General features: G+C 64.8%; 12 protein-coding genes. 4 read left to right on the top strand and 8 right to left on the bottom strand.

What is annotated here, in order from left to right; genetic code table 11:
- Nucleotides 1-614: 614 nt before the first annotated feature.
- The 7 genes from ACESY8_RS07045 to ACESY8_RS07015 all read right to left on the bottom strand — a co-directional run bounded on the left by ACESY8_RS07045 (nt 615) and on the right by ACESY8_RS07015 (nt 7,751).
- The gene (locus tag ACESY8_RS07045) at nt 615-890 is read right to left on the bottom strand and encodes a non-specific DNA-binding protein Hbs (RefSeq protein WP_007493719.1); all 276 of its coding nucleotides are present in this window, start codon (nt 888-890) and stop codon (nt 615-617) included.
- Nucleotides 891-959: 69 nt separating this feature from the next.
- Nucleotides 960-1,748: a nucleoside triphosphate pyrophosphohydrolase gene (gene mazG, locus ACESY8_RS07040; protein WP_009257436.1), complete on the bottom strand. Its 789-nt coding sequence runs from the start codon at nt 1,746-1,748 to the stop codon at nt 960-962.
- A 37-nt stretch (nt 1,749-1,785) separates the two neighbouring features.
- A complete protein-coding gene (locus ACESY8_RS07035; RefSeq protein ID WP_021630468.1) occupies nt 1,786-3,546 on the bottom strand; it encodes a putative polysaccharide biosynthesis protein in 1,761 nt (586 codons plus the stop codon).
- A 12-nt stretch (nt 3,547-3,558) separates the two neighbouring features.
- The gene (locus ACESY8_RS07030; protein ID WP_021630469.1) at nt 3,559-4,860 is read right to left on the bottom strand and encodes an amidohydrolase family protein; all 1,302 of its coding nucleotides are present in this window, start codon (nt 4,858-4,860) and stop codon (nt 3,559-3,561) included.
- Between the two features lie 12 nt (nt 4,861-4,872).
- On the bottom strand, nt 4,873-5,700 hold the full coding sequence (locus ACESY8_RS07025) for a purine-nucleoside phosphorylase (RefSeq protein WP_021630470.1): 828 nt from the start codon (nt 5,698-5,700) through the stop codon (nt 4,873-4,875).
- 206 nt (nt 5,701-5,906) lie between these two features.
- A complete protein-coding gene (locus ACESY8_RS07020; RefSeq protein WP_009257433.1) occupies nt 5,907-6,203 on the bottom strand; it encodes a hypothetical protein in 297 nt (98 codons plus the stop codon).
- A 153-nt stretch (nt 6,204-6,356) separates the two neighbouring features.
- Nucleotides 6,357-7,751, bottom strand: coding sequence for an NAD(P)/FAD-dependent oxidoreductase (locus ACESY8_RS07015; protein ID WP_434307858.1), 1,395 nt, complete (start codon nt 7,749-7,751; stop codon nt 6,357-6,359).
- 187 nt (nt 7,752-7,938) lie between these two features.
- Between ACESY8_RS07015 and ACESY8_RS07010 the strand changes: the two genes are divergently transcribed.
- The gene (locus ACESY8_RS07010; protein ID WP_054339441.1) at nt 7,939-8,430 is read left to right on the top strand and encodes an RNA polymerase sigma factor; all 492 of its coding nucleotides are present in this window, start codon (nt 7,939-7,941) and stop codon (nt 8,428-8,430) included.
- Nucleotides 8,402-9,058: a hypothetical protein gene (locus tag ACESY8_RS07005; protein ID WP_055179400.1), complete on the top strand. Its 657-nt coding sequence runs from the start codon at nt 8,402-8,404 to the stop codon at nt 9,056-9,058. The genes ACESY8_RS07010 and ACESY8_RS07005 overlap by 29 nt, the downstream gene beginning before the upstream one ends.
- A 41-nt stretch (nt 9,059-9,099) precedes the next feature.
- Here ACESY8_RS07005 and spoIID read toward each other — a convergent pair whose 3' ends face one another.
- Entirely contained in the window at nt 9,100-10,116 is a 1,017-nt protein-coding gene (spoIID, locus tag ACESY8_RS07000) for a stage II sporulation protein D (RefSeq protein WP_434307857.1), read from the bottom strand.
- A gap of 142 nt (nt 10,117-10,258) precedes the next feature.
- Here spoIID and ACESY8_RS06995 point away from each other — a divergent pair, with 142 nt between their 5' ends.
- The gene (locus ACESY8_RS06995; protein ID WP_007490176.1) at nt 10,259-11,626 is read left to right on the top strand and encodes a citrate/2-methylcitrate synthase; all 1,368 of its coding nucleotides are present in this window, start codon (nt 10,259-10,261) and stop codon (nt 11,624-11,626) included.
- Nucleotides 11,627-11,629: 3 nt separating this feature from the next.
- Nucleotides 11,630-12,220: a TetR/AcrR family transcriptional regulator gene (locus tag ACESY8_RS06990; protein ID WP_007490175.1), complete on the top strand. Its 591-nt coding sequence runs from the start codon at nt 11,630-11,632 to the stop codon at nt 12,218-12,220.
- Nucleotides 12,221-12,233: the final 13 nt, after the last annotated feature.

Genomic DNA, 12,233 nt, shown 5'->3' with positions numbered 1-12,233 from the left:
CCCCCCCCCCCCCCGCGGGCGGGGACAAGCCCCGCCCCTACAACACGGGGTACGTCCCCTTTCAGGGCCCTCGCCGCGGGTTCGGTGGGAAGATGAGGCCGAGGCGCCGCCTGCGGCGAAAGGGCCTCCTGGGCACCCACTCCTCTTCCGCGCGTAGGGGCCGATGCCCTCATCGGCCCGCGGGCGGGGGTGGGCACCCGCCCCTACGGCGCAGGGCGCTCCCCACCTTCGTGGCCCCCGCGCGAACCCAGCGAAGCGGTTCGCGTGGGGAAAAGGAGGCCCAGCGGCGGGAATGAGCGTTCGGGCTTGCCCGGAAGCGAATGATCCAAAGCTTGGGCTGACGCTGTCACGCTGCGGCGGCTGCGCGACGCCACACTGCTTACCCCTCCGTGAAAAACACCTTGCGCCTGCGGCGCAACTGCTTTTTCGTCTGCGGGGCTCGCTGTGCGGCTGCTCCGTGCGCCTCCGCGCTTCCTGTCACGCTGCGGGTTGGGCGCATGGCCGGGTCGCTAAGCGGCCATTCCGCGAAAAATGCCGCCGGGCTTCGCCCGGCCTGTTTTTTCGCCTCCATGTCCTCTTAGCTCCCCTATGCGCCTACCCTCCGCGCTTCTGACTTACTTCGCGACGATGTCCTTCAGCGCCTTGCCGGGCTTGAACACGGGCACCTTGGAGGCGGGGATCTTGATGCTCTCCTTGGTCTTGGGGTTGCGGCCGATGCGCTCGGCGCGGCTCTTCACCTCAAAGGCACCGAAGCCCACCAGTTGAACCTTGTCGCCCTCGGCCAGGCAGTCGGAAATGACCTCAATGGCCGCGTTGATGGCGGTCTCGGTATCCTTCTTGGACAGGCCGGCCTTCTCGGCGGCCGCATTGATCAGTTCAGCCTTATTCATATCGATAACTCCTCCTGTGTTTACTGGGGGAATCACCCCAGTCTGATTATACTTAAGGCGAACCCGCCCTTAAGTCTCTTTTGCGTGCTCCCATAGCTTGTCCAATTCCGCCAAGCTCATGCCCTCCAGGGCGCGGCCCTGCCGGGCGGCCTCCTCTTCCACCTTGCGGAAGCGGCCGATGAACTTGTCGGTGGCCCCGTTGAGGGCCTCCTCGGTGTCCACCTTCACGAAACGGGAGACGTTGACGGCGGAGAAGAGCAGATCGCCCAGCTCCTCCTCCACATTGGTGCCCTCGGCCACGGCGGTCTTCAGCTCCTCCAGCTCCTCAGACAGCTTGTCCAGGGCGCCGGACACGTCCGGCCAGTCGAAGCCCGCCTTTTTCGCCTTTTTCTGCACCTTCTCGGCCCGCCACAGGGCGGGCAGGGAGCGGGCCACGGCCTCCAGCGCGTCGGTATTGGTGGCCTGCCCCTTTTCCTTCCGCTTGAGCTCCTCCCAGTTGGAGAGAACCTCGCCGGTGCCGGAGACCGACACCTCCCCAAAGACGTGGGGGTGGCGGAAGATGAGCTTTTTGCAGATGCCGTCGGCCACGGCGTCCAGATCGAAGCGACCGGCCTCCTGCTCCATAAGGGCGTGGAACACCACCTGGAGCAACACGTCGCCCAACTCCTCCTTCAGGTGCTCGGGGCTACCCTCGTCGATGGCCTCCACGGCCTCATAGGCCTCCTCCAGGAAATTGCGGCGGATGGACTGGTGGGTCTGCTCCGCGTCCCAGGGGCACCCGCCGGGCGCCCGCAAGAGGCGGACAATCTCCTCCAAGTCCTTGACGCCGTAAGAATCCTTATACTGAAAATCTACCATATTTCAAGGCCTCCTGCAACCTCTTTTTCCAAAAAACTTACTGGATATGCAGAATTTTAGCCAGCTTTTTGCCCCCGGGCATCATTTCCAGGTCCTCCCGGGTCAGGGTACGCAGAGCCAGGACTAAAATTACATATACCACCACGCCCACCAGGATCGCTCCGGCGGTGGCCGCCATATCCCGGGTCAGACTGCCGTTCAGGACGCGGGCGAGCAGCCCATGGCTTCCCCATGCGGCGGCAGCCATTACCACGGAGGCCGCCAGCGGCTTGGACAGCGCCACCAGATAGCGGGGCGGATTGGGCACGCACCGCTTGATGATGAGCAGGTTGAGAATGGAGATCACCGCAAAGCAGCTCAGAGTGCCCACCGGCGCGCCGAAGATCATGATTTTGGGATTACCCACCAGGGTGTAGTTGACCAGAATCTTAGTGACGCCGCCGATAATAACCGTAATGATGGGCAGATTCACTATGCCGTTGGCCTGGAGGATCGCGGTGCCCACCAACTGGAAGCAGACAAAAATGGAGGCAATCCCCAGGATGGACAGGATGGGACCGGCGATGGCCGTATCCACATTGCCCAGGGCGATGAGTTCCATAATAGGGCCGCCCAGAGCCAGCAGACCGAAGCCGCAGGGCAGGGCAATGAGGGCGGCCACCCGCATGGCGGACTCGGTAATCCGCTTGGCTCCCAGCCGGTCGCTCCGGGCCAGGCAGGCGGAGATGCCGGGGACGATGCAGGCCGTCAGGGGGATCATCAGGTTAAAGGGCAGGTTGTAGACGCTCATGGTCTTACTGTAGGTGCCGTAGAGGCTGCGGGCAGAGTCCAGGATCGGGTCCAGCTTGGTGGCCGGGTCTGTCAGCAGGGCTTGCTGCCAGGCATCCGTATTGTTCTGAAAGATCTCCACAGCCTTGGGAAAGATATCCAGAAAACTGTTGCTGATGCCGGTCATACCGCCCTGGATGGCGGTAAACACATTCTGGAGCTGATTGTTCACCAGGTTGGTGTCGATGATAGTCACCAGGGACATGGAGCATGAACTGAGGGTGATGGGAATGGCCAGCTTGAGCAGCCGGGCCAGCACCACCCGGCTCCGGTCGGGCTGGTCGGCGGCCCGGGCGGCGCTGCCCCGGCGGGTACGGAAGTGGTTGAAGGCCAGATAGATCACCGACAGCACGCTGCCGAAGGAGACGCCGATGAGGGCGCCGGAGGCCGCCAGCCGGTTGCGGATGTCCTCCGGCCAGAGGGTCAGGCTCATGATCACCATGGCAAGGCCCAAACCCAGGAAGAGCTTGCACAGCGCCTCAATGATCTGGGAGATCGCGGTGGGCATCATGTTCATGTGCCCCTGGGCATAGCCCCGGAAGGCGGAGCAGCAGCAGGTGCACAGCACCGCCGGCGCCAGCGCCCACACGCAGAACACGGCTTTCTCATTGCCAATGATATAGGTTGCTACCAGTTGTCCGAACACTGACATGCAGAGGAAGCTGAACAGCCCCATGAACAGGAACGCACAGAATGCCACCCGGAAGACCCGGTGCTTCTGGTTCTCCCGGCCCAGAGTATGGCACTCCGACACCGTCTTGGACAAGGCAACAGGCAGGCCCGCCGTGGAGATGGTGAGGAAGAAGGAGTAGATGTTATACGCGCCGTTGAAATCGCCGTAGGCCTCCTCGGGCAGTATGGCGATAAGCGGGATCTTGAAGATGGCGCCGATAATCTTGACCAGAATGGTGCTCACCGTCAGGATAGCGGCCGCGCCGTAAAAGGTATTCTTTTTTTGCTGATTGGACAATGCTAGGCCCCCTTATTTCGTTTCAAACAGCAGGGGCAGGGCGTAGTCCGCCACTTCCCGCTTCACCCGGTCAATGTCGATGGTGAGGAAGTCCCCATCTCTGTATATGACCTTTCCGCGGGCCATATTCATGCACACGTCGCTGCCGTGGGCGGCATATGCCAGGTTGGAAATCACGCTGTGGCAGGGGGTGAGGTTCAGGTGGGAGAAATCCACCAGAATGAGGTCGGCGTCGTAGCCCCCCTCAATCCGGCCAGTGAGCCGACCCAGGGCCTTGCCGCCGTTGACGGTGGCCATGCGCAGGGCGTCGATGGGCAGCAGGGCCAGGGGGTCGCAGTTGGCCCCGTTGTGGAGAATGGCGGCCAGCTTCATGTCCCCGAAGAAGTCGGTGCAGTTGTTGGAGGACACGCCGTCGGTGCCCAGGCACACGTTGACACCGGCCTTGCCCATGGCGGGGACGGGGGCGATGCCGCTGCCCAGCTTGAGGTTGCTCATGGGATTGTGGATGGCCGAAACCCCCTTGGACGCCATAACGGACCAGTCCTCCGGGGTGGTCCAGACGCAGTGGGCGGCGATGGCCCGCACGTCCCACACGCCGTAGTCGTTGAGCACCTGAATGGGAGTCTTGCCGTGGCGGGCCAGGCACTCGGCATGCTCGGTGCGGGTCTCGGAGATGTGCACGTGCATACCCAGGCCGTGCTCCCGGGCGTAGTCCGCCATCCACTGCCAGAGCGGGTGGTGGGAGGTGTACTCGCCGTGGATCGAGGCGTCCACCAAAATCTGCCCGTCGTTGTAGCCGTGCCACTTCTCGGTCAGCTCCCGCTGCACCACACAGTCGTGGTGGGTGGCGGGGTCGAAGGTGTCGGTGAACTGCACGCCGCCGCAGCACAGGTTGGCGCTGATGCCGGAGGCCGCCACCTCCTGGGCCACCGCGTCGGTGTGGCCATACATGTCCGCGATGGTGGTGACGCCGGAGGCGATCATCTCCGCCAGGCCCAGGTCGGTACAGGCCCGGATGGCCCGGTCGTCCCAGCGGGCCTCCACCGGGAAGATGTAGTTGTGCAGCCAGTCCTGGAGGTTGTTGCCGTCGCCGTAGCCCCGCATGGCGGTCATGGGCACGTGGCTGTGGGCGTTGACAAAGCCGGGCATGAGCACGTTGCCCCGGCCGTCGATCTGCTCCTCAAAGGAGCCCCAGGGGCGCTGGGTGCTGACGGAGCGGATCTTCGTCCCCTCCACCACCACATAGGCGTTGGGGAGGACGGTGCCCGCCTCGTCCATGAGGACGGCGGTGCAGTTATGGATCAGAATAGACATGGCAGGCTCCTTTTAGTCAATCTTTTTCAGGCAGGCCAGCACGAGGCGGGAGAACTTGTCCCGGCAGGCCGCCGCCGCATCCAGCACCTCCTGCTCGGAGAGGGGCTGGTCCAGAATACCGGCGCCCATGTTGGACAGGAGGGTAAAGCCCAGCACCCGCATGCCACAGTGGCCGGCGGTGATGACCTCCGGCGCGGTGGACATGCCCGCTGCGTCGGCGCCCAGCACCCGGGCGGCCCGCACCTCCGCCGGAGTCTCGTACTGGGGGCCGGGGAAGTACATGTAGACGCCCTCCCGCAGCCCGATGCCCAGCTCCCTGGCGGTCTGGCGGGCCATCTCCCGCAGGGCGGGGGTGTAGAGGTGGGAGGCGTCGGGGAAGCGCACGCCGAACTCGGGCAGGTTCTCACCCCGCAGGGGGGACTCCATGAAGAACTTGATGTGGTCTGCAATAAGCATCAGATCGCCCGCCTTCCAGTCCAGGTTGACGCAGCCGGCGGCGTTGGTGACGATCAGGGTATCGCAGCCCAGCAGGCGGAGCACCCGCACCGCGTAGGACACCTCCTCATAGGAGTAGCCCTCGTAGTGGTGCATACGGCCCTGCATAACAGCCACCTTCTGCCCCTCCAGGGTGCCGAACACCAGCTGACCCTTGTGGCCGGGGGCGGTGGACACCTTGAAATGGGGGATATTCTGATAAGGCACGGCAATGGGGTTTTCCACAATATCGCCCATGTAGCCCAGGCCGGAACCCAGGATCATGGCCACCTTGGGGGCAAAGCCGCCGATCTGGCTGCGGATGTAGTCCGCGCTCTCCTGGTATTGGGCAAACGTGTAGTTCATAAAGCTTGTCCTCCTTATTTGTAATAAGCGGCCCGGACGGGCCCGAAATACGGTCTGACGGTTCGCCGCAAGCGCTGCGGCCGCAAGGATTACATGGTATTTTACACCCCGCCCGCCAAAAAAGCAATGAAAAAGGGCAACTTCCCGCCCCCTTTCCGAAAAAGCCGCAAAAAAGCGGGACCCGTCCGGGTCCCGCCTCCCCGCGGCTAGAGCGGCTTCTCCTGCCGGAGGCGCTCGAGCCGGCTCCGCAGCTCGGCCGCCGCGGCCTCCTTGTGGTCCAGCTCCGAGAACACCTGCTCCAGCGCGTCCTCTCCGCCCGTGCTGCCCCGGTGAGCGTCGTACACCAGCCGCCCCGCCGTATGGAGCAGGCCGTTGATGTCCGTCCGAAGGGCGAACAGCCTTCCCCGCAGCCGGGCCGTGTCCACCATCTGTCCGGCGTACTCCCCGGCGGTGGCGGCGGTCTCCCGCGCCCGCTCCAGCAGCTCCTGTATCCGGTCGTCCATATACCCGTCCCCCTGTCTGTTTCCGTTCAGGCCATTCTATGCGCCGGCGGCAGAGGGGTGCAGAAAGGCGGCGCTCTCCCCCGCAGGGGAGGGCGCCGCACTTGAACGCACACTTATTTCAGGCACTCCGAATCGGGTGGGTGCCGGCGGGGCTTACTTCAGCCGCTCCGAAATCACCTGGGCCACCTTTACGCCCGACGCGCCCGCCTGGGCCAGGCCGCGGGTCACGCCCGCGCCGTCGCCCACGGCGAAGAAGCCGGGCAGGGCGGTCTCCAGCTCGTTTGACAGGGCCAGCCGGGCGGAGTAGAACTTCACCTCCGCGCCGTAGAGCAGGGTGTCGTAGTTGGCGGTGCCGGGGGCCAGCTTGTCGAGCTGGTAGATCATCTCAATGATGTCGTCCAGCTGCCGCTTGGGCAGGGCCAGGGACAGGTCGCCGGGCACGGCGGCGGTGAGGGTGGGGTGGACGAAGGACTTGCTCATGCGGTGCTCGTTGGTGCGGATGCCGCTGACCAGATCGCCGAAGCGCTGCACCAGCACGCCGCCAGCCAGCATGTTGCTCAGGGAGGCGATGTGCTTGCCGTAGCGGTAGGGCTCGTTGAAGGGGGAGGTGAAGCGGTTGGACACCAGCAGGGCGAAGTTGGTGTTCTCGCTGCGCAGCTTGGGATCGGAGTAGGAGTGGCCGTTGACGGTGTTGATGCCCTCCACGTTCTCGGCCACTACGTGGCCGTAGGGGTTCATGCAGAAGGTGCGCACCTGGTCGCCGTACTGCTTGGTGCGGTAGACCAGCTTGGACTCGTACACCACGTCGGTGATGTGCTCGAACACCTTGGCGGGCAGCTCCACCCGCACGCCGATGTCCACCTGGTTGTTGATGAGCTGGATGCCCAGCTCCTTGCACTGGTTGGAGAACCACTCCGCGCCGGAGCGGCCGGGGCCGGCGATGAGCCAGGTGCAGTCCACCTCGTCCCCCTTGTCGGTGATGAGGCGGTAGCCCTCCTTCCCCAGGTTCTCAATTTTGGTGACGGCGGTGTGGAACCGGAACTCGACGCCCTGGCGCACCTCCTCATAGATGCTCTGGAGAATCTTCAGGTTGTTCTCGGTGCCCAGGTGCTTGCACCGGGCCTGGAGCAGGTGGAGGTCGAACTCCAGGGCCCTCTTCTCCAGAGCCTGGGCGGCGGGGGTCTCGGTGGAGAACACCTGGTCGGTGGCCCCGTGCTTCATGTTGATGGAGTCCACGTAGTCGATGAGCTCCATGACCTCCCGCTTGGGCATGAAGTCGGTGAGCCAGCCGCCGAAGGCGGTGGTGAAATTGTACTTGCCGTCGGAAAAGGCGCCCGCCCCGCCGAAGCCGCACATGGTGTCACACACCTTGCAGTGGATGCACTCCTTCACCTTGCCCGCCACGATGGGGCAGCTCCGGGTATAGATGTCGGCCCCCTGATCCAGGGTAACCACCTTGAGGCCCGGGTTGCGGTGCATCAGCTCATAGCCCGCGAAGATGCCGGCCTCGCCGCAGCCGATGATGGCAACGTCATAGCGTGTGTTCATGTGCGATCTCTCACTTTACAACAGATTAGGGATCGGGCGGTGCGCTCCGTCCCAATATGGTATTATAACAAAGGACGGGCCGGTTTACAATGCGGTTTTCCCGAAAAATCCCGCCGGGGCCGTCAGATCCGCCCCCGCCCCGCCGTCTTTATTGATGTGGCCACAAACGACGAAGGGAGGCTCCTGGATGACCGAAGCGGAATTTCTTCCCCTGTTCGACCAATACCGCCCCATGGTGTACGGCCTGGCCCTCAGCTATACCCGCTCGCCTCAGGACGCGGAGGATGTGTGCCAGGAGGTGTTTCTCACCCTGCTGGAGAAGCCCCCTGCCCCAGGGAAGGAGCGCCCCTGGCTGGCCCGGGTGGCGGTCAACCGCTGCCGTAATCTGCTTACCTCCCCCTGGCGCAGGCGGCGGGAGAACGACGACACGGCCCTGGAGCGGCTGACCTTCGAGACGCCGGAGGAGGCCGGCCTATTTGCCGCCCTGGGGGCGCTGTCCCCCGACAGCCGGGCCCTGCTCCACCTGCGCTATTACGAGGGGTTCACGGTGGCCGAGCTGGCCCGCCAGTTCCGCACCACCGCCCCGGCGCTCTCCGCCCGGCTCTACCGGGCCAAACAACAACTCAGGAAGAAGCTGGAGGGACTCGGCTATGAAGAAGCTCTATCAGAGGACTTTTGAGCAAGTCCTGGCCCAGACCTGCCCCCCCCTCAACCGGGTGGAGGAGCAGCGGCGCGCCCTGGCCTCCCGCTGCTCCCATACCGAATCGGAGGTAACTGCCATGACCACCAAACCCAGACGCCCCATCCGCATCCTCGTCGCCGCCGCTGCTGTGGCCGCCGCCCTCACTGCGGGCGCCCTGGCCGCCTCCGGCGCGCTGGGCTCCATCCCGCTGCTCTCCGGCGGAGCGTTTACATCAACCGACAGCGTAAACTGGAACGAACCGGACGCCGGAGCAACGGTTGCACCATCCCAGGAGCACGTGTGCTTTCCGGTAAGGGAGGAGCCTGATCTCCTCACTGTGCGCGGCGGCAACGTCTATTTCACCACAGAAACCGGGGAGGAGCTCGACATCACCGGGCAATTCTCGGAGGCGGAGCCGTATGTCTATTCCTATACCGCCTCCGACGGCTCCGCCCACGACATCGTGATCGGCGGCATCCTTGAGGACTACGGCTATATGGAATACGTCTATGACGCCGGCGGCAGCTTTGTCGGCAGCGCCGGCATCCTCCCCACCGGCTACGACTCCGCCAACAGCCCCCCGTGGCTCACCGCCTATGAGGAAGCCCGCGGCCTCTCTTTCTGACGCAGCGGCCCCGGCGGCATGTGTGCCGCCGGGGCCGCCTGTCACCTCTGGGGCGTATAGGGGGCCACGTCGATGCCGGTGTAATACCACTTCAAAATCTCGTCGTAGCTCTTCCCCTCCTTGGCCAGGGCGTTGGCGCCGTACTGGCTCATGCCCACGCCGTGGCCGTAGCCGGTGACGGAGAAGGTGGCCCCATCCGCCGAGGCGGAGACCGTGAAGCTGGTGGAGCGCAGGCCGAACAGGGTGCGCAGGCTTCCACCGCCCACGGTGACGCCGCCGATGTCCACCGTCTCCACCCCGCCGGCGGAATTGGGGACAAGGTTGGCAAACCAGCCCGCCGGCTCGCCGGACAGATCGGCCTGCGGGTACTGGGCCAGCAGCTTGCTTTTGAACTCGTCCAGGGGCACCGTGACGGTGGAGTGGTAGTTGGGCACCTCGTCCCCCTCGGGGCTGTCCACGCTGGTGAGGTAGGGCACCGCGTTACCCCACACCTCCACCGCGTCCACCGTCCTTCCGGCGGCGGAGGAGAAGAACACCGCCTGGATGGGCTGGCCCTGGAAGAGGGCCGCCATGCCGTCGGTATCCGCCACGGCGGCGGCGATCTTGTCGGTGTAGGTCTGGGCGTTCTCCCCCCAGTTGGCGGCGGCGTCCGCCGGGTCGATGTAGGCCTGGCAGCAGGTGATGTCGGTGCACACGTCGGCGTCCGGGTGGGCCTCCACGGTGCGCTCCATCTTGGAGAGGGTGTAGGTGCGGGCGGCCACCGTCTGGGCCTTGAGGGCCTCCGGCTCAAAGGAGGCGGGCATCTCCGCCGCCACCACCCGCCACAGGTACTTGTCCAGCGGCAGGGTGAGCACCTCCCCGTCCCCCAGGGCCACCCGCACCTGTACCCGGCCGTCCGCCGTCTGGCCGGGGGTGACCACGGTGCGGTCGATGGGCAGGGTGCCGGTGGCGGCGGGGGGCTGGGACGGCCCGGCAAGCGGCTCCTCCCCCAGCAGGAGCAGCGGCAACAGAAACAGGGTGAGCAGCAGCACCAGGGCGGTGGCCACCACCTGCTTCATTCCCCCTCCGCCCCCTCCTTTTTGCAAGTTTTGTTTCAGCATCATTCAGATTTCGCCCGTCCTTGCTTTTTTCAGATTGACTGTTTGATGAAAAGAGAATACAATATGGGACAAATGAAACCAGACAGAGGAGCTGTTGCATATGGACCATGCGGTCAGGGACGCCTCCGCCGACTTTATTGAAAGTCTATGCGCGGAGTACCAGAAGCATAACCAGATCGACCCGGCCTTTTATGAGCGCTACCGCGTCAAGCGGGGCCTGCGCAACGCCGACGGCACCGGCGTCATGGCCGGGGTGACCCAGATCGGCAACGTCATGGGCTATTACGTCCAGGACGGCGAGCGGATTCCCGCCCCCGGCAAGCTGGTGTACCGTGGTATCGACGTGGAGGAGCTGATCAACGGCTTTGTCAGTGAGGGCCGCTTCGGCTTTGAGGAGACCGCCTACCTGCTTCTCTTCGGCGCCCTGCCCACCCGGGCCCAGCTCACCGCCTTCGAGGGACTGCTCTCCGCCCACCGGGCCCTGCCTCCCATGTTCACCGAGGACATGATCCTCAAGGCCCCCAGCCCCGATGTGATGAATAAGCTGGCCCGCTCGGTGCTGGCCCTCTATTCCTATGACGGGCGGCCCGATGACATGTCCCTGCCCAACCAGCTCCGGCAGGCGGTGGAGCTCATTGCCCGCGTGCCGGTGATCGTGGCCCACGCCTTCGCGGCCAAGCGGCACTACTACGACAACGAGTCCCTCTACCTCCACCGGCCCCAGGAGGGGCTGAGCGTGGCCCAGAACTTCCTCTACTCCGTGCGCCACGACAACCGGTACACCGACGAGGAGGCCCGGCTGCTGGATCTGTGCCTGGTGCTCCACGCCGAGCACGGCGGCGGCAACAACTCCGCCTTTGCCTGCCGGGTGCTCTCCTCCTCCGGCACCGACATCTATTCCTCCATCGCGGCGGCGGTGGGCTCCCTGAAGGGCCCCCGCCACGGCGGCGCCAACAAGAAGGTCATGGAGATGTTCGGCCACATTGAGGCCGAGGTGTCCGACTGGACGGACGACGACGCGGTGCGGGACTACCTGGGCCGCCTGCTGCGGAAGGAGGCGGGAGACCGCTCGGGCCTCATCTACGGCATGGGCCACGCCATCTACACCCTGTCCGACCCCCGGGCCGTCCTCCTCAAGCGGTTTGCCCGCAGTCTGGCCGAGACCAAGGGCATGCTGGACGAGTTTGAGCTCTTTGAGCGGGTGGAGCGCCTCACCCCCGAGGTGCTGCGCTCCGTCAAGGGGGAGGAGAAGGTGGTGTGCGCCAACGTGGATCTCTTCTCCGGACTGGTTTACAAGATGATGGGCATACCCATGGAGCTCTACACCCCCCTGTTCGCCGTGGCCCGGATGGTGGGCTGGTGCGCCCACCGCATCGAGGAGGTCTGCCAGCCTGCCAACCGCATCATCCGCCCGGCCTACAAGGCGGTGGCCCCCATGCGCGCCTTTGTGCCGCTGGACCAGAGGTGAGCCATGAGCCAGGTGACCAAGCGGGCCCTGGAGGCCTCCCTCAAGAAGCTGCTGCTGGAGCGGCCGCTGGACAAGATCACCGTGACCGACATCGCCGAGGACTGCGGCATCAACCGCATGACCTTCTACTACCACTTCCGGGACATCTACGACCTGGTGGAGTGGGCCTGCCAGGAGGACGCCCGGCGGATACTGGACGGCAAGCGCACCTATACCACCTGGCAGGAGGGGTTCCGCCGGATTCTGGACGGGCTGATCGACAACAGGCCCTTTATCCTCAACGTCTACCGCTCCGTCCGCCGGGAGCAGGTGGAGACCTTTCTCTTTCAGGTCACCCACGGCCTGCTCATGGGCGTGGTGGAGGAGCTGGACCCCCGGGGAGAGGTGCGGGAGGAGGACAAGGCCTTTCTGGCCGACTTCTACAAGTACGCCTTTGTGGGGCTGGTTCTGGACTGGATCCGCACCGGCATGAAGGGAGAGCCGGCGGAGCTGGCCCGCCGGGTAGAGCTGGTGGTTTCGGGCAGCTTTGCCCAGGCGCTGGAGCGCCTGCGGGCGGATTCCGCCCATCAGGCGGGCCCGTTTGATCAAAATTGAGACAGAGGGGGGG

The sequence above is a fragment of the Clostridium sp. ATCC BAA-442 genome (genome assembly GCF_964239415.1).
GTDB classification, from domain to species: domain Bacteria; phylum Bacillota; class Clostridia; order Oscillospirales; family Oscillospiraceae; genus Flavonifractor; species Flavonifractor plautii.
The sequence above is the reverse complement of the archived record's forward strand: the minus strand, read 5'-3'. Positions and strand labels throughout refer to the sequence as shown.